7 protein-coding genes are annotated in these 22,521 nt (G+C 71.7%); all 7 read left to right on the top strand.

Going from position 1 to position 22,521, the window contains the following annotated elements; all coding sequences use genetic code 11:
* Window positions 1–25 precede the first annotated feature (25 nt).
* The 7 genes from AB5L52_RS21775 to AB5L52_RS21745 all read left to right on the top strand — a co-directional run bounded on the left by AB5L52_RS21775 (window position 26) and on the right by AB5L52_RS21745 (window position 22,517).
* Window positions 26–16,024, top strand: coding sequence for an SDR family NAD(P)-dependent oxidoreductase (locus tag AB5L52_RS21775; RefSeq protein WP_369365725.1), 15,999 nt, complete (start codon window positions 26–28; stop codon window positions 16,022–16,024).
* Window positions 16,008–17,399: a beta-ketoacyl synthase N-terminal-like domain-containing protein gene (locus tag AB5L52_RS21770; protein ID WP_351577111.1), complete on the top strand. Its 1,392-nt coding sequence runs from the start codon at window positions 16,008–16,010 to the stop codon at window positions 17,397–17,399. The genes AB5L52_RS21775 and AB5L52_RS21770 overlap by 17 nt, the downstream gene beginning before the upstream one ends.
* Complete coding sequence (locus AB5L52_RS21765) at window positions 17,396–17,923, top strand: flavin reductase family protein (RefSeq protein ID WP_351577113.1); 528 nt, start codon at window positions 17,396–17,398, stop codon at window positions 17,921–17,923. Before AB5L52_RS21770 ends, AB5L52_RS21765 begins: the two co-directional genes overlap by 4 nt.
* A gap of 42 nt (window positions 17,924–17,965) precedes the next feature.
* On the top strand, window positions 17,966–19,228 hold the full coding sequence (locus AB5L52_RS21760) for an LLM class flavin-dependent oxidoreductase (protein ID WP_351577115.1): 1,263 nt from the start codon (window positions 17,966–17,968) through the stop codon (window positions 19,226–19,228).
* 1 nt (window position 19,229) lies between these two features.
* Entirely contained in the window at window positions 19,230–19,985 is a 756-nt protein-coding gene (locus AB5L52_RS21755) for an alpha/beta fold hydrolase (RefSeq protein ID WP_351577118.1), read from the top strand.
* Window positions 19,986–20,083: 98 nt separating this feature from the next.
* Window positions 20,084–21,208, top strand: coding sequence for an NADH:flavin oxidoreductase (locus AB5L52_RS21750; protein ID WP_351577121.1), 1,125 nt, complete (start codon window positions 20,084–20,086; stop codon window positions 21,206–21,208).
* Between the two features lie 40 nt (window positions 21,209–21,248).
* Window positions 21,249–22,517 carry a cytochrome P450 gene (locus AB5L52_RS21745; RefSeq protein ID WP_351577124.1) on the top strand — a complete coding sequence of 423 codons (1,269 nt, stop codon included), beginning with the start codon at window positions 21,249–21,251 and terminating at the stop codon, window positions 22,515–22,517.
* Window positions 22,518–22,521: the final 4 nt, after the last annotated feature.

The raw sequence follows: 22,521 nt of genomic DNA, 5'->3' as shown, positions 1-22,521 counted from the left end.
CCAGAACAGAGTGTGGAGTATGCCGATGAGCGGGCATGAAAGCCTTGGTTCCCACCTCGGGAGTGCCCGACTTGAGTCGCTGCCGCCGAGCGAGCAGGTACGCCGCCTGCTCGACCTGGTGTGTTCCAGTGCCGGGCGGGTGCTCAGGGATGCCGCCGGACAGACGGACCAGGAGAAGGAGGCCGCGCCGTTCGTCGCGGACCGTGCCTTCCGGGAGCAGGGTCTGGACTCACTCGCACTGGTGGCGCTGCAACAGCACCTGAGCGCCGAGACCGGGCTCGCCCTGCCGCCCACCGTCGGCTTCGACCACGCCACCCCCGCCGAACTCGCCGAGCACCTGCGCAGCGAACTGCTCGGTCCGGAGTCGCCGTCCGACCGTGGCACTCCCTCCCCCGTGCGCCGCACCGACTCCGACGAGCCGATCGCCATCGTCGGCATCGGCTGCCGCTATCCCGGCGGCGTGCGTTCCCCCCAGCAGTTGTGGCAGCTGATCGCCGACGGGCGGCACATCGTCGATCCCTTCCCCACGGACCGGGGCTGGGACCTCGATGCCCTCTACGACCCGGACCCGCAGACCCCTGGCAGCACCTACGTACGGCACGGCGGATTCCTCGCCGACGCCGGCGACTTCGACGCCGACTTCTTCGGTATCTCGCCCCGCGAGGCGCTCGCCATGGACCCCCAGCAGCGCCTCGTTCTGGAGACGGCATGGGAAGCGCTGGAGCGCGCCGGTGTCGTCCCCGACAGCCTGCGGGGCAGCCGCACCGGCGTGTTCATCGGCGCCGAGGCGCAGGAGTACGGCATCCGGCTGCACGAGGCTCCCGACGGACTCGACGGCTATCTGCTGACCGGCAACGCGCCCAGCGTCATCTCCGGCCGGGTCGCCTACACACTCGATCTCGAGGGCCCGACCCTCACCGTCGACACCGCATGCTCCTCCTCCCTCGTCGCCCTGCACCTGGCCGCGCGGTCGCTGAGGGACGGGGAGTCGGATCTCGCGCTGGCAGGAGGCGTGGCCGTCATGGGCGGCCCCGGCACCTTCACCGCCTTCAGCCGACAGCGCGGCCTGGCCCCCGACGGAATCTGCAAGCCGTTCGCGGAGGCCGCCGACGGCACCGGCTTCTCCGAAGGCGTCGGCGTCTTCGTCCTCGAACGGCTTTCCGACGCGCGTCGCAACGGCCACCAGGTGCTTGCTCTCGTCAAGGGCACCGCGATCAACCAGGACGGTGCCAGTAACGGCATCACCGCCCCCAGCGGACCTGCCCAGCAGCAGGTGGTGCGCGCCGCACTCACCGAGGCGGGACTGAGCGCGGGGGACGTGGACCTGGTCGAGGCCCATGGCACGGGTACCACGCTGGGCGATCCGATCGAGGCAAGTGCCCTGATCGCCACGTACGGTCAAGAGCACCACCCCGACCGGCCACTGCGTCTGGGCTCGGTGAAGTCGAACATCGGCCACACTCAGGCCGCCGCAGGGGCGGCCGGAGTGATCAAGGTGATCATGGCGATGCGGGCCGGGATCATGCCCCGCACCCTGCATGTGGACAGGCCTTCGCCCAACGTCGACTGGTCGGCGGGGACTGTCCGGCTGCTCACCGAAGAGCTGCCGTGGCACAGCGAGTCCGGTCCTCGCCGAGCCGGTGTCTCCTCCTTCGGCGTCAGTGGCACCAACGCGCACGTCATCCTGGAGGAGCCGCCCCAGGATCCCGAGGAGACCACCGACGGCCCCGGGCACACCGTCTCCGACGGTGCCTGGTCATCCTTGGCGTTGTCGGCACGCAGCGAGAATGCCCTGCGTGTCCAGGCCGGCCTGCTGGCGGACCTGCTGCGCGAACGTGACGAGATCACTCCGGCCGCGCTCGGCAGGGCCCTGGCCACCACGCGGGCCGTGCATCGGCATCGCGTCGCCGTCGTGACCGAGAGCCGCGACGAGCTGGTGCGCGCCCTGACCGCCGTCGCCGACGACATCACCGACCGAGCGGTCACCCGGGGGACGGCGAACTCCGGCCGGCTCGCCCTGCTCTTCACCGGCCAGGGCAGCCAGTTCCCCGCCATGGCAAGCGCGCTGTACGAGACCTATCCGGTGTTCGCGCAGGCGCTGGACGCCGCCATCGGCCACCTGGACCTTCAGCTCGAACGTTCCCTGTGGCACGTGATGTTCGCGCCCGAGGGTTCCGAGGATGCCGCGCTCCTCGATCGGACGGCGTACGCGCAGAGCGCGCTGTTCGCTCTCGAGGTCGCCCTGTTCCGGTTGGTGGAGTCGTGGGGCCTGCGTCCCGACTTCGTGGCCGGACACTCCCTGGGCGAGCTGAGTGCCGCGCATGTCGCCGGCGTACTGTCCCTCGAGGACGCCGCTACCCTGGTCGCCGCGCGCGGGCGCCTCATGCAGGCACTGCCCGCCGACGGCGCAATGGTCGCCTTGCAGGCCACAGAGGACGAGGCATGCGAGCTGCTCGGCGAGCGGGTGAGTATCGCCGCCGTCAACGGGCCCGACGCCGTCGTCGTCTCCGGCGACCAAACAGAAGTCCTGCGCATCCAGGACCACTTCCGTCAACTGGGGCGCAGAACAAAGCGGCTGCGGGTCTCGCACGCGTTCCACTCCCCGCTCATGGAACCCATGCTCGCCGAGTTCGGCCGGGTGGCGAGCGTCATCGACTACCAGCTCCCCACGATCCCGGTCGTTTCTCACGTGACCGGCCGCGTCGCCGCCGCCGAGGAACTCTGCTCTCCCGAGTACTGGGTTCGCCACGTGCGGGAGACCGTGCGCTTCGCGGACGGGACACGTGCCCTGCGCGATGCCGGTGTGACCACCTTCCTCGAACTCGGCCCGGACGCCGTGCTCTCGGCGATGGCCCGTGCCGCCGTCGCCGACGAAGGCGACACCAGTGCTCTCGCCTTCGTCGCCGGGCAGCGGCGCGGCAGGGACGCCGTCCACGTACTGCTGTCGTCTCTCGGTGAGGTGCACGTACGGGGCGCCGCCGTCGACTTCGCCGCCCTGCACCCCGCGAGCCCGCTCCGCGTCGACCTGCCTACCTACCCCTTCCAGGGACGCCGCTACTGGCTCGTGTCGCCCGCCCGGACGGGCGACGCCGCTGCGCACGGGCAGCTCGCTCTCGATCACCCGATGCTTGCCGCGGCCGTTCCGCTGGCGGACGGGGGCGGCGTCGTGCTCACGGGCCGCCTGTCCACAGCCACTCAGCCCTGGCTGGCCGACCACCGTATCGTCGGCGCCACGCTGCTGCCCGGTACCGCGTTCGTGGAACTCGCCGTGCAGGCCGCGGACCAGGTCGGCTGCGCGCAGATCGACGAACTCAACCTGCTGGCCCCGCTCGTCCTCGACCGCCCCGGCGGCGTGGTGCTGCAGGCCGTCGTCTCCGCACCCGATGCCTCCGGCCGCCGCGACCTCTCCTTCCACTCCCGCGCCGAGTCGGCCCCGGAGGACGTGCCTTGGACCCGGCACGCCACCGCCGTCATCAGCCCCGACGCGGCACTCGCTCCGGCCCCGCTGCCCGACCACGGCCGGTGGCCGCCGGCCGGGGCCCAGCCGGTCGACCTCACGGGCCTGTACGAGCGGATGGCGGACGACGGCTACGCCTACGGCCCCGCCTTCCGCGGACTGCGCGCCGTGTGGCGCTCGGAGGAGGCCGCCTACGCCGAGGTGGAGCTGCCGGCCGACGTGGCCGCCGACGCTGCCGCGTTCACCCTGCACCCCGCGCTGCTCGACGCCGTACTGCAGTCCACCGATCTGGCCGCCGACCACCCCGACGCCGCTCCCAACCGGGTGCCCTTCAGCTGGAGCGGACTCTCCCTGTACGCCAGGGGAGCGTCCGTGCTGCGGGTGCGGATCCTGTCGGACGGACCCGATGCCGCCGCGCTGCACCTGTACGACGGGACCGGTGCGCCCGTCGCCCGCGTGGACAGCGTCGTGGCACGTCCGCTGGACCAGGACGCGCTGCGTTCCGGCGAGGCGCACACCGAACTGCCGATGCGCCTCGACTGGTACGAGGTCCCGTCGGCTGCCGCCGAGGACCGGCCGCCGGCCGTCGTCCTGGAACCGGTCCAGACGCCCAGGGATGCGCAGGACATGTCCGCCACGGTTCGCGCGGTTACCGGACGGGTCCTCGATCAACTGCGGAAGCTTCTCGCCGAGGACGACGAGTCCCGCGTTCTCGTCCTCACCCGTGGCGCCGTCGCCGCGGCCGGGTCGGACGTCCTGGACCTGGCCCAGGCCCCGGTGTGGGGTCTGGTGCGCTCAGCGCAGGCCGAGCACCCGGGCCGGATCGTGCTGGCGGACCTGGACGCCGGCTCCCGTCATGACGACCCGGAGCTGAGGGCCGTCCTGACCGCCGCCGGCGAGCCTGAACTCGCTGTCAGGGGCAGCCGCCTCTACGCCCCTCGACTGGTTCCCGTTGCCGACGGTGGGGGAGCGGAGCTGCCGTGGACGGGTGCGGGCTCGGTGCTGGTGACGGGCGGTACGGGTGGTCTGGGTGCGTTGGTGGCGCGGCATCTGGTCGTGGCGCACGGGGTGCGGCGTCTGGTTCTGGTGAGCCGTAGTGGTGGGGCCGCGCCCGGCGCGGCCGAGCTGGTGGGTGAGCTGGAGGGGCTGGGTGCGCGGGTCGCGGTGGTCGCGGCCGATGTGTCGGACCGTGCGCAGGTGGCGCGGGTGCTGGCCGGGATCCCTGCCGAGCATCCGCTGACCGCGGTGGTCCACGCCGCGGGAGTCGTCGACGACGGACTGGTGACGTCCCTGACCGCCGACCGGTTCGACACCGTGCTGCGGCCCAAGGCGGACGCCGCCTGGCACCTGCACGAGCTGACCCGGGACCTCGACCTGAAGGCCTTCGTGCTGTTCTCGTCCGTCGCCGGATATCTCGACGGCGCCGGGCAGGCCAACTACGCGGTGGCCAACGTCTTTCTCGACGCGCTCGCCCACCACCGCCGGGGTCAGGGCCTGGCCGCCACCTCGCTCGCCTGGGGACTGTGGACGGGCGACCGAGGCATGGGAGCCCGTCTTGACGAGGCTGCTCTGCGGCGCATCGCCCGTCTCGGTCTCGAACCGCTCGGCCCCGACGAGAACCTCGCCCTCTTCGACGCGGCCCTGACCAGTGGCCACGCCGCGCATGTCCCGGTCCGCGTGGACCGGCGGGCTCTGGCAGCCCGGGCTGACGCGGTGCACCCGCTGCTGTCCCGGCTCGTGCGCACGCCGGTGCGCCGCGCCGCCGCCTCCACGCCGGGCGCCCCCCTGACCGAAGGGCTCGTCCAGAGCCTCGCCGGGCTCGCCGACGCGGAGCGCGCCGACGCACTCCTCGACCTCGTCCGCCGTCAGGTGGCCGTCGTGCTCGGGCACGACAGCGCCGTGGACGTGGACGCCACCCGCTCGTTCAGCGAGACCGGGTTCGACTCCCTGGCTGCCGTGGAGCTGCGCAACCAGCTCAAGGCCGCTACCGGCCTGCGGCTGCCCGCCACACTGATCTTCGACTACCCCAACCCGAAGGCGCTGGCGGAACACCTCGCCTCCCGGCTCACCGACGCCGGTCCGGCGCCCGCCCACCTGCCCGCACGGCCCGCCGCCACCCGGAACGACGAGCCGATCGCCATCATCGCCATGGCCTGCCGCTTCCCCGGTGACGTCAGCACTCCGGAGCAGCTCTGGCAGCTGGTCGCCCAGGGGCGCGACGCCATCACCCCCTGGCCCACCGACCGCGGCTGGGACCAGGGCTTGTACGACCCCGAGCCGGGCGTCTCCGGCAAGAGCTCCAGCAACAGGGGCGGGTTCCTGCACGACGCCGCCGACTTCGACCCGGAGCCGTTCGGCGTCAGCCCGCGCGAGGCCCTGGCCATGGACCCGCAGCAGCGTCTTCTGCTCGAGATCACCTGGGAGGCGTTCGAGCGTGCGGGCATCGACCCCCACGCGGTGCGCGGCAGCGACACCGGCGTCTTCGCAGGCGTCATGTACCACGACTGGGCCTCCCGCATCACGGACGTACCCGAGGAGGTCGCCGGGTATCTGGGCAACGGCAGCCTCGCCAGTGTCCTCTCCGGCCGGCTCTCCTACGTCTTCGGTCTCGAAGGACCTGCGGTCTCCGTCGACACCGCCTGCTCGTCATCGCTGGTCGCGCTGCACTGGGCGATCCAGGCGCTGCGCCGCTCCGAGTGCTCGCTGGCTCTCGCCGGCGGCGTCAGCGTGATGTCGACCCCGGACACGTTCGTCGACATGAGCCGTCAGCGGGGCCTGGCGTCGGACGGCCGCTGCAAGTCGTTCGCCGAGGCCGCCGATGGCACCGGCTGGGGCGAAGGGGCGGGCATGCTGCTCCTGGAACGTCTCTCGGACGCCCGCCGCAACGGCCACCGGGTGCTCGCCGTGGTCAGGGGTTCGGCGATCAACCAGGATGGCGCCAGCAATGGCCTGACCGCCCCCAACGGACCCTCCCAGGAACGCGTCATCCAGCAGGCCCTTGCGACCGCCGGAGTGACGCCCGACCAGGTCGACGCGGTCGAGGCGCACGGAACGGGCACCACACTCGGTGACCCCATCGAGGCACAGGCCCTGCTGAACACGTACGGCAGACAGCGCCCGGAGAACGGCTTCCCCCTGTTCCTCGGTTCCGTCAAGTCGAACCTCGGTCACACGCAGGCCGCCGCAGGAGTCGCCGGGATCATCAAGATGGTCATGGCGATGCGCGCGGGAACCCTGCCCCGGACCCTGCACGTCGACGAGCCCACTGCGAAGGTCGACTGGTCGGACGGCGCGGTGGAACTGCTGGCCAGTGCCCGGGAGTGGCCCGCCACACCCGGGCGCCCGCGCCGGGCCGGTGTCTCCGCGTTCGGTATCAGTGGCACCAACGCCCATGTCATCCTCGAGGAGGCCGGGCAGCCCCAGCCCGCGCCCGAACGCCGCTCGGCGCCGGTCCTGCCGTGGCGGATCTCGGGCAAGAGCCCGCAGGCGGTGGCCGCGCAGGCAGAGCGCCTTCGTTCCTACCTTGAGACCGTGCCCGACGACGAGCTCACCGCCGTCGGGCAGGCTCTGGCGGCCTCGCGCGCGGCACTGGACCACAGGGCGGTGGCGCTCGGCACGAGTCGCGCGGATCTCGGGCGCGCCCTTGAGGAGATCGCCTCGGGCGAGGGCATCACCGAGGCGGCCACGCGCACACGCGCCTTCCTGTTCACGGGGCAGGGCCCGCAGCGGCTGGGAATGGGCCGTGAGCTGTACGAGACGTTCCCGGTGTTCGCGCAGGCCTTCGACGCAGTACTCGCCGCGCTGGACCTGCCGTTGCGCGAGGTGGTGTGGGGGGACGACGAGCATGTCCTGAACCGCACGGAGTACACGCAGCCGGCGCTGTTCGCCGTCGAGGTGGCACTCGTCCGGCTGCTGCAGTCGTGGGGTGTCGGCCCCGACTGGGTGGCGGGGCATTCGATCGGTGAGATCGCGGCCGCGCATGTGGCCGGAGTGCTGTCCTTGGCGGACGCGGCCAGGCTCGTCTCGGCGCGCGGCCGGCTGATGCAGGCCCTGCCGGAGGGCGGGGCGATGGTGGCGTTGCAGGCGGCCGAGGACGAGGTCGTTCCGCTGCTGTCGGAAGGTGCGGGGATCGCCGCCGTCAACGGCCCGTCCGCGGTGGTCGTCTCCGGTGCCGAGGCCGAGGTGCTGCGGATCAGGGCCCACTTCGAGGAGCTGGGCCGCAAGACGACCCGGCTGAAGGTCTCGCACGCGTTTCATTCGCCGCTGATGGAGCCGATGCTCGACGAGTTCCGTTCGGTGGTGGAGGAGCTCGCGCTCGCGGAGCCGTCGCTGCCGTTCGTGTCGACGCTGACGGGGCGGATCGCGTCGGCGGAGCTGACGGATCCCGAGTACTGGGTGCGGCACGTGCGCGAGTCCGTCCGTTTCGCCGACGCCCTGCGCGTACTCGAAGCCGAGGCGGTGACCGTCTTCCTGGAGATCGGTCCGGATGCCGTGCTGACCGCGATGGGCCACCAGGTGCAGCCCGACGGCGAGTTCGTTCACTCGCTGCGCCGCAACCGGGCCGAGGCCCTCGACATTGTGTCCGCGCTCGGCCGACTGCACGAGCTGGGCACGCCGGTCGACTGGAGCGCCTACTTCGGTACCTCCGCCGCCCCCGTGCTCAGTGCCGACCTGCCGACCTACGCCTTCCAGCGCAGCCGCTACTGGCTGGACGCCACCCTCGCCCCGGTGGGCGATGTCGCCGCCGCCGGTCTGACCCCGGTCAACCATCCGGTGCTCAGCGCACTGGTCGGCGCACCCGGCCCCGACGGCGGGGCGGTCCTGACAGGGCGCCTGTCGGCAGCCGGTTCCTGGGTGGCCGACCACGTGGTGCTGGGCAGTGTGCTGCTACCGGGGACCGCCTTCGTGGAGTTGGCGGTGCGAGCGGGTGACGAGGTCGGCTGCGGCCGGCTGGAGGAGCTGACGCTGGAGGCGCCGCTCGTTCTGCCGGAACATGACGCGGTCCAGGTGCAGGTCGTGGTGGGCGGCGCGGATGCGGCCGGTGCCCGCCCGGTGACCGTGCACTCGCGGATCGAGGGCGGCTCCGGCGCCTGGCTGCGGCACGCATCCGGCTCCGTGACGGTGAGCGCCGACCGGGCTGCCGCGTTCGACCTGGCGCAGTGGCCGCCGCCCGGCGCCGAACCACTGGTCGTGGAGGGTGCGTACGAGGCCCTCGCGGGTCGTGGCTACGGCTACGGGCCGGCGTTTCGCGGACTGCGGGCTGCCTGGCGGCGGGGCGAGGATGTGTTCGCGGAAGTGTCCCTGGAGGCCGGGGCGCACACGGAGGCGGCCCGCTTCGGACTGCATCCAGCCCTCCTCGACGCCGCCATGCACGTCGATCTGCTCGGTGCGGACGGGGCGGCGGCCGGCGACACCCTGCTCCCGTTCGTCTGGAACGGGGTGACGCTCCATGCCGTCGGCGCCACCGAACTGCGTGTTCACATACGCCGGTTGAGCGGCGACGAGCGGTCCGCCATGTGGGTCGCCGACGCCGCCGGCCAGCCCGTCGCCACCGTCGAGGAACTCATCTCGCGTCCTGTCGCCCCCGGTCGGCTCGCTGCGGCCAGCGGCCGTCGCGACGCGTCTGTCTTCCGGACCTCCTGGACGCGGATCCCGCTCCCGGAGGGCGCTGACACGTCCGTAGTACGGCTGCCCGGGCTGTCCGAAGCCGACGCGCGGATACCGGAGTTCGCCGACCTCGCCGCCCTCGGCGCCGCGGTCGACCAGGGCGCACAGGTCCCGGCCACGGTCATCGCGCCGCTGCCGTCCTTCCCCGAGGGCGATGTACCGGCCGGCGTCCGCGCCCTGTCCGCCCACGTTCTGGCGACGATACGCGCATGGCTCGCGGACGAGCGGTTCGCCCGCTCCCGGCTCGTCGTCGTCACCCGGCATGCCGTCGCCGCTCGGCTCGGAGACACGCTCGACCTGGCACAGGCCCCGGTGTGGGGTCTGGTGCGGGCTGCCGAGGCCGAGCATCCGGGCCGGTTCGCGCTGCTCGACACGGACGGACGGGACGAGTCCCTCGCCGTCCTCGCCGAGGCCGCCGCGACTCATGAACCCGAACTCGCCGTCCATTGCGGTCAAGTGTCCGTGCCTCGACTGGTTCCCGTTGCCGACGGTGGGGGAGCGGAGCTGCCGTGGACGGGTGCGGGCTCGGTGCTGGTGACGGGCGGTACGGGTGGTCTGGGTGCGTTGGTGGCGCGGCATCTGGTCGTGGCGCACGGGGTGCGGCGTCTGGTTCTGGTGAGCCGTAGTGGTGGGGCCGCGCCCGGCGCGGCCGAGCTGGTGGGTGAGCTGGAGGGGCTGGGTGCGCGGGTCGCGGTGGTCGCGGCCGATGTGTCGGACCGTGCGCAGGTGGCGCGGGTGCTGGCCGGGATCCCTGCCGAGCATCCGCTGACCGCGGTGGTCCACGCCGCGGGAGTCGTCGACGACGGACTGGTGACGTCCCTGACCGCCGACCGGTTCGACACCGTGCTGCGGCCCAAGGCGGACGCCGCCTGGCACCTGCACGAGCTGACCCGGGACCTCGACCTGAAGGCCTTCGTGCTGCTCTCCTCGGCGGGCGGAACGGTACTCGCCGTCGGCCAGGGGACCTACGCGGCGGCCAACGTCTTCCTCGACGCACTCGCCCATCACCGGAAGTCCGCCGGTCTGCCGGCCACGGCGCTCGCGTTCGGGATGTGGGACGTCGATACCGGGATGGGTGCCGTCACCGATGCCGACCGGGAACGGATGCGCCGGCTCGGCCTGCCCGTCCTCGCCGCCGACGAAGCCCTCGCCCTGTTCGACGCGGGCCTCGCCACCGGCGCCCACCAGCTCACCCCGCTGCGTGTCGACCGAGCCGCGCTGAGCGCCAGGACCGACTCACTGCCCGCGCTGTTGCGGGGCCTGGTCCGCGATGCCGCGCGCCGCGCGGTCCACGCCGGTGGCGACGGTGCGAAGGACACCTTCGCCGCACGACTGGCCGGGCTGGGCGAGGCCGAACGCGACCGCGCCGTCCTGGAGCTGGTCCGCGGCCGGGTCGCCGCTATCCTCGGCCACAGCGGCATCGACTCGGTCGGCCCGGACAAGGCGTTCCGGGAACTGGGCTTCGACTCCCTCGCCGCCGTCGAACTGCGCAACGCGCTGAACGGTGCCACCGGCCTGCGACTGCCTGCCACGCTCGTCTTCGACCACCCCAACTGCCGGGCCGTCGCGGATCTGATCAAGGACAGGTCCGGTGTCGCGGCCCCGGCACTTTCCGCCCCCGCCCGGAATCCGTCCGCCACGACCCAGGGAACCGCCGACGACCCGATCGTGATCGTCGGCATCAGCTGCCGCTTCCCCGGCGGCGTCCGGGACGCCGACGGTCTGTGGCGCCTGGTCCACGAGGAGCGGACCGCCGTCACCCCCTTCCCGGAGGACCGCGGCTGGGACCCGGAGGGACTGTACGACTCCGAACCTGGCACTCCGGGGCGCACCTACACGGTCGAGGGCGGATTCCTGCACGACGCGGGCGAGTTCGACCCGGAGTTCTTCGGCATCATGCCCCGCGAGGCGCTGGCGATGGACCCGCAGCAGCGGCTGCTTCTCGAGGCCGCGTGGGAGGCTCTGGAGCGCACCGGCGTCGACCCCACCACGATGCGTGGCACTCGGACCGGCGTGTACATCGGCTCGATGTACCACGAGTATGGCACCCAGGCCGGGCGGATACCCGACGACCTGGCCGGCTACGTCGGCAACGGCAGCGCCGGCAGCATCGCCTCGGGACGCATCGCCTACACGCTCGGCCTCGAAGGCCCCGCGGTCACCGTCGACACGGCCTGCTCCTCGTCGCTGGTCGCGCTGCACATGGCCTGCCAGGCGCTGCGTCAAGGCGAGATCGACATGGCTCTCGCGGGCGGTGTCACCGTCATGCCCACGCCGGACATCTTCGTGGACTTCAGCATGCAGCGCGGTCTCGCGCCCGACGCGCGGTGCAAGTCGTTCGCCGCCGCGGCCGACGGCACCGGCTGGTCCGAGGGCATCGGGCTGCTCGCGGTGGAGCGCCTGTCCGCCGCGCGAGCCAAGGGCCACCCGGTGCTCGCCGTGATCAAGGGCTCGGCGATCAACCAGGACGGAGCCAGCAACGGCCTGACAGCGCCCAACGGCCCCTCCCAGGAACGCGTGATCGAAGACGCGCTGCGCGCGGCCGGACTCGGCACGGCGGACATCGACCTCGTCGAGGGGCATGGCACGGGAACTCGGCTCGGCGACCCGATCGAGGCCCAGGCGCTGCTCGCGACGTACGGGCAGGGCCGCCCCGCGGACCGGCCGGTGTGGCTCGGCTCGGTCAAGTCCAACATCGGGCACGCCCAGGCCGCGGCCGGTGTCAGCGGCGTGATCAAGGCGGTCATGTCGCTGCGCCATGCCTATCTGCCCAAGACCCTCCACGTCGACGAGCCTTCACCCCACGTCGACTGGTCGGCCGGTGCGGTGCGGCTGCTGACCGAGGGCATGCCATGGCCGGAAGGCACGGGACCGCGGCGGGCCGCCGTCTCCTCCTTCGGCCTGAGCGGTACCAACGCCCACATCATCCTCGAGGAGGCCCCGCAGGCTCCGGAAACTCCCGACGCGGCAGTGGACGGCTCGGTCCCGCCCGTGCTGCCGGTCCTGCTCAGCGCCAAGAACGCGCAGAGCCTGCCGGCTCAGGCCGAGCGTCTGCTCGCCCACCTGGAGGAGCGCCCCGAGCTGCGTCTGCTCGACATCGCCGCCTCTCTGGTGACCTCGCGCGCGGCCCTCGACCATCGTGTGGCCTTGACCGCTGCGGACCGCGACGAGGCCGTGCGGGCCCTCACGGCCCTGGCGCAGGGCGGCCCGTGGCCCGGCAGCGTCACGGCGCGCGACCGCTCCGACAGCCTGACGGCGTTCCTGTTCACGGGACAGGGCGCGCAGCGGCTGGGGATGGGCCGGGGACTGTACGAGGCATTCCCGGTGTTCGCGGAGGCCTTCGACGCCGTACTCGCCGAGCTGGACCTGCCGCTGCGGGAGGTGCTGTGGGGCGAGGACGAACGGATGCTCGACCGGACCGAGTTCGCCCAGCCCGCCCTGTTCGCCGTGGAGGTGGCGCTGTACCGGCTGGTGGAGTCGTGGGGTGTCCGGGCGGACTACCTGGCGGGGCACTCGATTGGTGAGATCGCGGCAGCGCAGGTGTCCGGGGTGCTTTCGACGGCGGACGCGGCGAAGCTGGTGGTGGCGCGAGGGCGGTTGATGCAGGCACTGCCCAAGGGCGGTGCGATGGTCGCCGTGCAAGCCACCGAGGACGAGGTGCGCGCGCAGCTGACCGGCGAGGTGGGCATTGCGGCGGTCAACGGCCCCACCGCGGTGGTGGTCTCCGGCGCGGAGGCCGAGGCACTGCGGATCATGGCTCACTTCTCGGCACTCGGTCGCAGGACCACGCGGTTGAAGGTGTCGCACGCCTTCCACTCGCCGCTGATGGAGCCGATGCTGGACGACTTCCGTGCGGTCGCGCAGCAGCTGACGTACGGCGAGCCATCGATCCCGATCGTCTCGGCCGTGACCGGATCCTTGGCGACCGGAGCGGAGCTGGCGGACCCGGAGTACTGGGTCCGTCACGTCCGGGAGAGCGTCCGCTTCGCCGAGGCCGTGACGGCTCTGGAGAGCGCCGGAGTCGGCACGTTCGTCGAGCTGGGCCCGGACGCGGTGCTGACCGCCATGGGGCAGCAGTGCGCCCAGGACGCCGAGTTCGTGGCCACCCTGCGGCGCGACCGGCCCGAGCCGCGCGAGGTCACCGCGGCCCTGGCCCGGCTGCAGGCGCTCGGCGTGCGGCCCGACCCGGCTGCCGTGTACCCGGGTTCGCGACGGGTCGACCTGCCGCCGTACTCCTTCGAAAAGCGCCATTTCTGGCTCACGCCACAGCAGGTCGAAGCGACCGACGCGGCCGGTCTCGGTCTCGCCGACGCCGGACACCCGCTGCTCGGAGCGGTTCTGTCGCTGCCGGACGGCGGCGCGGTACTGACCGGTCGGCTGACGGCGGCCGGCTCGTGGCTGGCCGATCACGTGGTACTGGGCGAGGTGCTGCTGCCGGGCACGGCGTTCGTGGAACTCGCCCTACGGGCGGCCGACGAGGTCGGGTGCGATCGGCTGGCGGAGCTGACGATGGAGACACCCCTGGTGCTGCCCGAGGACGGCGGCGTCCAGATTCAGGTGGTCGTGGGCGGACCCGACTCCTCCGGAACGCGCCCGGTGAGCGTTCACTCCCGGCAGGAGGGATCCGCCGGGGCCTGGGTGCGGCACGCGTCCGGGTCCGTGGCATCGGACAAGGCCGCGGCTGACTTCGATCTGGTGCAGTGGCCTCCGAGCGGCGCCGAGCCACTGGCGGTGGCGGGCGCGTATGAGGACCTCGCCGGGCGGGGATACGGCTACGGGCCCGTCTTCCAGGGGCTGACGGCGGCGTGGCGGCGTGGGGAGGACGTGTTCGCCGAGGTGGCGCCGGCGTCGCCCGTGCAGGCGGAGGCCGCCCGGTTCGGGCTGCACCCCGCGCTGCTCGACGCGGCCAGCCACGTCGACCTGCTGGACGACTCCGACACCACCGTGCTGCCGTTCGTCTGGAGCGGTGTCTCGCTGCATGCGGTCGGCGCCACCGGCCTCCGCGTCCACCTGCGCAGGCTCGGCGGCAACGTCACCGAGCTGCGGCTGGCGGATGCCACCGGACAGCCCGTCGCCACGGTCGAGCGGCTGACCTCCCGGCCCGCCACCTCGGGGACCCTCACGACGCCGGCGGAAGCGGCCTCGGTGTTCCGCTTCACCTGGGCACAGGGCCTCGCGCTCACCCCGGACGGTGTGACCCTGCCACGGTTCGAGGAGGTGCGCGACGCCACCGGCGGTACCGTCCCGCCGCACGTCCTGCTCCAGGTCGGTTCCGGCCGCGGCGACGCGGGCGAGGCGGCACGCGGCACAGTCCTCGACGTTCTCGCGGCGGTCGGGCTCTGGCTCAGCGAACCGAGGTTCGACGACTCGGCGCTCGTGATCGCCACCCGCGGCGCGGTCGCGGCCGGCGACGACGAGGATCCGGACGTCACCCAGGCACCGGTGTGGGGTCTGGTCCGAGCCGCGCAGGCGGAGAACCCCGGCCGGTTCGTCCTGCTGGACACCGACGGCACCGAGGCCTCCACGCGAGTGGTCGCCGCCGCAGCCGCCACCGGCGAGAGCGAGCTGGCACTGCGTGAGGGCCGGGCGCACGTTCAGCGGCTGGCCTCGGTGCGGCAGGTCGGCAACGCCCCGCGGCCGTGGGACGGCACCGGAACGGTGCTGATCACCGGTGGTACCGGCGGTCTGGGCGCGCTGGTGGCCCGGCACCTGGTGGCGGAACACGGGGTACGGCACCTGGTGCTGGCCGGCCGACGCGGTCCGGCGGCATCGGGCGCCGCCGCACTCCGCGCGGATCTGACCGGGATGGGTGCCGAGGTCACCGTCGCCGCCTGCGACGTGACCGACCGCGGCGCGCTGGCCGGACTCATCGCCGCCATACCCGCCGAGCACCCCCTGACCGGTGTCGTGCACGCCGCGGGCGTCGTCGACGACGGTCTCGTCACCTCGCTGACCGCCGAACGGGTGGACGGCGTCCTGCGGCCGAAGATCGACGCGGCCTGGCACCTGCACGAGCTGACCCGGGACCTGGACCTGAGGGCTTTCGTACTGTTCTCCTCCACCACGGGCTTCTTCGACAACGGCGGCCAGGCCTCCTACGCCGCGGGCAATGTGTTCCTCAACGCGCTCGCGCAGCACCGCAGGGTCCAGGGGCTCCCCGCCACGGCACTGACCTGGCACCTGTGGGCCGGCGACGGCATGGCCGCCGCGCTCGGCGACGCTGTCGTCGAGCGGCAGCGCCGGCTCGGCATCCCGGCCATGGACCCGGGTGACGGCCTCGCGCTGTTCGACGAGGCCCTCACCATCGATGAGGCGCTGCTCGCCCCTCTCCGTCTGGACCGCGAAACCCTGCGGGCCGCGGAACCGCCCGCCCTGTTCCGCGAGATCGTGGGCGTGCCGAGCGTCCCTCGGCACACGGACGCTTCGGCGCGGCCGGTCGCGCCGGCCGGGCAGGCGCCCGAGGAGCACGCTCCGAGCCTGGCCGAGACCTTGGCCGGGCTCGATGAGGCCGACCGACTGCGTACCGTGCTGGACCTCGTACGCGTCCATGTCGCACAGGTCCGGCACGACGAGCCCGCCGCGATCGACGTACGGCGGGGCTTCACCGAACAGGGGCTTGACTCACTGGCCGCCATCGAACTGCGCAACAGCCTCGCCGAGGCCTGCGGCATCCGATTGCCTGCCACGTTGATGTTCGACTACCCCAATGCCGAGTCGCTGGCCCGGTTCCTGCTGGACGAACTGGCGCCGCCGAGCCCGGAGCCGGCCGGGGGGCCGGCCGGGGCAGGAGCGGTGGCGGACGACGGCAGGCCTGACATAGGGGCCCTCAAGGACATGGCGGTGGAGGACCTGGTCCGGGCGGCACTGGGCGCCGCCACCTCCGATGGAGACGAAGGCTGAGGCGGACACCATGGAAGTCGACCAGATAGTGGATGCGCTGCGCGCCTCCATGATCGAAAACGAACGGTTGCGTAAGCAGAAGGACGAGCTCGAACGGGCGGCCGCCGAGCCGCTCGCCGTCATCGGCATGGCCTGCCGCTTCTCCGGCGGGGTCGATTCCCCCGAGGACCTGTGGCAGATGCTCCTCGACGGTCGCGACGGCGTCACCGACTTTCCCACCGACCGCGGCTGGGACGTGGAGGCGCTCTACGACCCTGAGGGCGGGCCCAAGAAGTCGATCACCCGCCGCGGTGCCTTTCTGCATGACGCCGCGGAGTTCGACGCCGACCTGTTCGGCATCTCGCCGCGCGAGGCCGAGGAGATGGACCCGCAGCAGCGTCTCCTGCTCGAAACGGCATGGGAGACCTTGGAGAACGCCCGGATCGATCCGCTGTCCCTGCACGGCAGCGACACCGGGGTCTTCGCCGGACTCATGTACCACGAGTACGAGGGGGCCAGCACCGGCGGCAGCCTGGTGAGCGGACGGATCGCCTTCACACTCGGCCTGGAGGGGCCGGCGGTCACTGTCGACACGGCCTGCTCCTCCTCGCTGGTGGCGATTCACCTGGCCGCCAGGTCCCTGCGTCAGCGCGAGTGCGCCCTCGCGCTGGCCGGAGGGGTCACGGTGATGGCCGCTCCCGAGACGTTCCAGTACTTCACCCAGCAAAAAGGCCTGTCCAGGGACGGCCGCTGCCGGTCCTACGCGGCGAGCGCCGACGGCACCGGCTGGGGCGAAGGCACCGCGATGCTGCTTCTCGAACGTCTCTCGGACGCCCGCCGCAACGGCCGCCGCATACACGCAGTCATCCGCGCCACCGCGCTCAACCAGGACGGCGCCTCCAGCGGAATCACCGCCCCCAACGGGCCCGCGCAGCAGCGCGTCATCCGCAAGGCGCTCGGGCAGGCGGGTCTTCGCTACCAGGACGTGGACGCGGTCGACGGACATGGCACGGCCACCCGGCTCGGCGACCCGATCGAGGCACAGGCACTCCTTGCGACGTACGGACAGGACCGGCCCGCGGACCGCCCGCTGTGGCTCGGCTCGGTCAAGTCGAATCTGGGGCACACCCAAGGCGCGGCCGGCGCCGCCTCGCTGATCAAGATGATCCTCGCCCTGCGCGAGGGAGTGCTGCCCAAGACGCTGCACGTCGACGAGCCGACCCCGCACGTCGACTGGGAAGCCGGCGCCGTCCGGCTGCTGACCGAGCAACGTCCCTGGCCGGACACCGGGCGCCCACGCCGGGCAGGTGTCTCCTCGTTCGGTATCAGCGGCACCAACGCGCACGTGATCCTCGAACAGGCGCCGTCCTCCGCAGACACGGCGGCTGCCGCATGACCACCCACGCCGAGGCCGCCGCACGCGACGAAGCTCGCGTCGACCCCGCACAGTTCCGGCAGGTACTGGGCCGGTTCTGCAGCGGTGTCACCGTCATCACCGGACTTGCCGAAGGCGCCACCGTGCCCGTCGGGCTGACCTGCCAGTCCTTCTTCTCGCTCTCCCTCGACCCTCCGCTGGTGGCCTTCTCCGTCTCCCGGTCCTCGCGTACCTGGCCGCGGATCGCGCCGACGAAGGCCTTCTGCGTCAACGTGCTCAGCACCGCGCAACAGCAGGTGTGCCGCGCGTTCGCGGTGAGCGGGGCCGACAAGTTCGCCGGGCAGGACTGGGCGCCCGCACCGGCCACCGGATCGCCCGCGCTGCCCGGTTCGCTCGCCTGGATCGACTGCGCCGTGGAGGCGGTGCATCCGGGCGGTGACCACTGGCTGGTGATCGGACGGGTGCTGCACCTGGAGGCGGGAGACCACGAGGCCGACCCGCTGCTGTTCTACCGCGCCGCCTTCCGCAGGCCGGCGGCGGCCTGACCGACCAATTCCTTTTCGACCACCGACTCCCAAGGAGTGGACATGCGTTTTGGACTCATCTACCACCACCAGCTTCCGCGCCCCTGGCAGCAGGACAGCGAAGAGCGGATGTTCAACGAATCCCTCGAACAGATCGAACTGGCCGACCGGCTCGGTCTGGACTACGCCTGGGTCACCGAACACCACTTCCTGGAGGAGTACTCGCACTCCGGAGCGCCCGAGGTGTTCCTCGGGGCGGCCGCCGCCCGCACCCGCGACATCCGCCTGGCACACGGCATCGTCCAGCTCCCCTCGGCCGTGAATCACCCGGTGCGGGTCGCCGAGCGCCTCGCCACGCTCGACCTGATCTCCGGCGGGCGTGTCGAGTTCGGTTCGGGTGCCGGCAGTTCGCAGCTGGAGCTGGCCGCCTTCGGCGTGGAACGGGCCACCAAGAAGGACGAGTGGGCCGAATCGCTGAAGGTCATCGCGCGCCTGATGACCGAGGAGCCGTTCGTCGGCCACAAGGGACGGTTCGTCGAAGTGCCCCCGCGCAATCTCCGGCCGAAGCCGAAGCAGACCCCGCACCCGCCGCTGTGGCTCGCCTGCTCCGCGCGTACCACCATCGAGGACGCCGCCCGCGCTGGCCTGGGCGCGCTCTCCTTCTCCTTCGTCTCCCCCGAAGAGGCCAAGAGCTGGGTCGACGCCTATTACGACATCCTCCAGTCCGAGCAGTGCGTGCCGATCGGGCAGGCCGTCAACCCCAACTTCTCGGTCGTCGTGCCGTTTATGTGCCACCAGGACGAGGAGACGGCCCTCGACCGCGGCCTCGACGGCGCCCACTTCTTCTCGTACGCGCTGATGCACTACTACATCTCCGGTGAGCACAAGCCGGGCCGCACCAGCGTGTGGGAGGAATTCCAGAAGAACCGCGCGAGCGTCGGTCTGGTCCGTGAACCCGTGGCACCCACCGGGGACGACGCGGAGCAGTCCGAGGACGTCAAGAACATGCTCGAACAGATCACCTCACTGCGCCGCGGCATCGGCACGCCCGAACAGATCACCGACATGATCCGGCGTTACGAGGCTGCCGGCGTCGACCAGATCATCTTCTCGGTGCAGATCGGCAAGAACCGCCACGAGCACATCATGGAATCGCTGGAACTCTTCGGCTCCGAGGTGCTCCCCCAGTTCGCGCCGCACCGTGACGCCGTCGACGAAGCCCGGCACGAGCGGCTCGCCTCCGCCGTCGAGGCCGCCCTGGGGCGCAGGGAGCAGCACACCGAGGACATCACCGACTACCTCATCGCACCGGAGCTGAAGGCCTGACATGACCGCGGACACCAGCGTGCAGAGCGGTGCCTGGCTCCGGCGCTTCCACGCCGCTCCCGAGGGAGCGCCGGTCTTGGTGTGCCTGCCGCATGCAGGCGGATCGGCGTCGTACTTCTTCCCGGTGTCCCGGCGGCTGTCGTGTGTGGCGGACGTCCTGGCCGTCCAGTATCCGGGCCGCCAGGACCGGCGCCACGAGCCGTGCATCGACTCGGTCCCGGCCCTCGCCGACGCGCTGGCCCGGGAACTGATGCCGCTGCGCGACCGTGCGCTGGTCCTGTTCGGGCACAGCCTCGGGGCCACCCTGGCCTTCGAGGTCGCCCTGCGTCTGGAGGGCGAAGGCGTCACGCTCCAGGCGCTGTTCGCCTCCGGACGACGAGCACCCTCGACGGTGCGGGACGAGCAGGTGCACCTGAAGGGCGACGCGGAGCTGATGGCCGACATCGTGCGGCTCGGCGGAACCGATGCACAGGTCCTCGGCGACGAGGACATCATGCGCATGCTCCTTCCGGCGATCCGCGCCGACTACCGGGCGGCGGAGACCTACCGGTACACGCCCGGCTCCGCGCTCTCCTGCCCGGTCACGGTCCTCACCGGGGATGCGGATCCGCACGTCACGAACGAGGAGGCGCAGGCCTGGCGACGGCATACCACCGGAGCTTTCGGCCTGGAGGTCTTCGCGGGCGGTCATTTCTTCCTCAACTCCCATGCGCCGGCGGTGATGACTCTCATCGAGACGGCCCTGCGCGGGAGATAGGGGGACCGGCTGCGCCGTTTAGGGGGTGGAACGCGTAGCCGCAACCACCCCTTTACGGATTCAATCGGAAGAACGCCTGTGCTGAAGGGAATTCATTCATGACCAGTGCGCCTCCCAGCTATTCCGTGGATTCGGCCTTCACATCCGTCACTCTCGGCGGGTTGCGGCTCAAAAACCGATTCGCCATGGCCCCGATGACCCGGAATTTCTCCCCCGACGGAATTCCGGGACCCGATGTGGTGGAGTACTATGCCCGCCGGGCCCGGCACGGTGTCGGTCTCATCATCACGGAGGGGGCCGTCGTCGACCATCCGGGTTCGACGTACAACCCCACCGTGCCGCACTTCTACGGCGAGAAGGCCCTCGCGGGCTGGGCCGAGGTGGTCCGCCGGGTACACGCCGAGGACGGCAGGATATTCGCCCAGCTGTGGCACGTGGGACTCGACCCGCTCGCCGGTGAGGCGGCGCTGGGCCCCGGAACCGCTCTGGTCGGGCCCTCCGGGCTCGTCACTCCGGGGCAGCAGGTCACCGAGCCGATGACCCAGCGGCAGATCGACGATGTCATCGAGGCATTCGCGTCCGCCGCCGCGGACGCCGAGCGTCTTGGCTTCGACGGGGTCGAACTGCACGGCGCGCACGGCTACTTGATCGACCAGTTCTTCTGGGCGGGCACCAACCAGCGTACGGACGTCTACGGCGGCGACCTGGCAGCACGCACCCGGTTCGCAGTGGAGATCATCGAGGCCGTACGCGCCCGGGTCAGGCCCGAATTCCCCGTGGTGCTGCGCTTTTCCCAGTGGAAGACGGTCGACTTCAGGGTGAAGCTCGCCGCTGATCCGCGGGAACTGGAAGGGTTCCTCGCCCCCTTGACCGAGGCCGGAGTCACCGCGTTCCACTGCTCGACCCGGCGCTTTTGGACCCCCGAGTTCGAGGGGTCCGACCTCACCCTGGCCGGCTGGACGAAGAAGATCACCGGCAAGCCGGTCATCACCGTCGGCTCGGTGGGCCTCGACAGTGACTACGTCACGATGTTCGCGGAAGGCACCGGTGCGGGCACCGAGAGCATCGCCGGCGTGCTGGAGCGACTGGAGCGCGAGGAGTTCGACATCGTCGCGGTGGGACGCGCTCTCCTGGGCGACCCCGAATGGGTCGCCAAGGTCCGTGACGGCCGCCTCGACGAGCTGACCCCCTTCAGCCCGCAGTCCCTGGCCACGCTCGCCTGACCACCCGCCGGCCATCCCGCCCGAGAGGACACCGCACACCATGCCCGACGCCGCCCAGGCCGAGACCGCCCCGACAACCGCCGATGCGGCTGCACCCACCGGGGACGGCGACGCTTCGCTGCCCTTTCCGTTCACCCGTACCTGCCCCCTGAGCACGCCGCGCGAGTACGGCGAGCTGCGCGCGCACAGCCCCGCGACCAAGGTCCGCCTGCGCCTGTCGGGCAAAGAGGCCTGGCTGCTCACCCGCTACGAGGACGTCAAGAAGGTCCTGGGCGATCCGGCGATGAGTTCCGACGCCAAGCTTCCCGGATACCCGCTGCAGTTCCCGGTCCCCGAGGAAGTCCTGCAGTTCATCAAGTTCCCCTTCTCCGCCCTCGACGCCCCTGAGCACACCGTCCAGCGGCGCCTGGTGATACCCGAGTTCACGGCACGCCGTATCCAGGCTCTGCGCCCTCGCATCCAGGAGATCGTCGACGAACGGATCGACGCGATGCTGGCTGCCGGTGGCCCGACCGACCTCGTCAAGGAGCTGGCCGCACCGGTCCCCTCGCTCCTGTTCTGCGAGATGCTGGGCGCCGACCCGGCGGACATCGACTACTTCCGCCGGTACTCCGAGGTCACCATGAACCGGGAGTCCACGCAGGAGGACGTTACCGCCCTGTACGCCGAGATGGACGCGTTCCTGGGGCGGCTCATCAGCGAGAAGGAGAAGGAGCCGGGCGACGACCTGCTGAGCCGCCTCGTCGCCAAGAACCGCGAGGAGGAAGCCGGCCTGGACCTGGCCGACCTGGTCTCCATCGCGCGGCTTCTGGTTGTTGCCGGATTCGACACGACCGCCAACATGATCGGCCTGGGCACCCTTGTGCTGCTGCAGAACCCCGCAGCCGCCGAAGAACTGCGCGCCGACCGGTCCCTGACCCGCAACGCCGTCGACGAACTCCTGCGCTTCCTTTCCATCGCGGACTCGGCGACCGTACGCGTCGCCACGGGCGACGTCGAGGTCGGCGGCATCACCATCCGGGCCGGCGAGGGGGTCATCGCCAGCAACGGAGCGGCGAACTGGGACGAAACGGTCTTCGAGAACCCACACGCCTTCGACATCCACCGCGATGCCAAGAACCACCTCGCGTTCAGCTACGGCGCCCATCAGTGCCTCGGCGCCAACCTCGCCCGCGTCCAGCTCGAGATCGTCTTTGACGCGCTGCTGGCCCGGATCCCCACGCTGCGCCTGGCCGTTCCGGCCGAGGAGCTGTCGTTCATGCACGGCGGCCACATCTACGGGCTGCACGAACTTCCCGTCACCTGGTGAGGGC

Source organism: Streptomyces sp. CG4 (genome assembly GCF_041080655.1).
Classification (GTDB): Bacteria; Actinomycetota; Actinomycetes; order Streptomycetales; family Streptomycetaceae; genus Streptomyces.
The sequence above is the reverse complement of the archived record's forward strand: the minus strand, read 5'-3'. Positions and strand labels throughout refer to the sequence as shown.

What these genes read in the sequence shown, in the direction of transcription:
- AB5L52_RS21775 (WP_369365725.1), top strand. Translation starts at nt 26, where the DNA reads ATGAGCGGGCATGAAAGCCTTGGTTCCCACCTCGGGAGTGCCCGACTT.
- AB5L52_RS21770 (WP_351577111.1), top strand. Translation starts at nt 16,008, where the DNA reads ATGGAGACGAAGGCTGAGGCGGACACCATGGAAGTCGACCAGATAGTG.
- AB5L52_RS21765 (WP_351577113.1), top strand. Translation starts at nt 17,396, where the DNA reads ATGACCACCCACGCCGAGGCCGCCGCACGCGACGAAGCTCGCGTCGAC.
- AB5L52_RS21760 (WP_351577115.1), top strand. Translation starts at nt 17,966, where the DNA reads ATGCGTTTTGGACTCATCTACCACCACCAGCTTCCGCGCCCCTGGCAG.
- AB5L52_RS21755 (WP_351577118.1), top strand. Translation starts at nt 19,230, where the DNA reads ATGACCGCGGACACCAGCGTGCAGAGCGGTGCCTGGCTCCGGCGCTTC.
- AB5L52_RS21750 (WP_351577121.1), top strand. Translation starts at nt 20,084, where the DNA reads ATGACCAGTGCGCCTCCCAGCTATTCCGTGGATTCGGCCTTCACATCC.
- AB5L52_RS21745 (WP_351577124.1), top strand. Translation starts at nt 21,249, where the DNA reads ATGCCCGACGCCGCCCAGGCCGAGACCGCCCCGACAACCGCCGATGCG.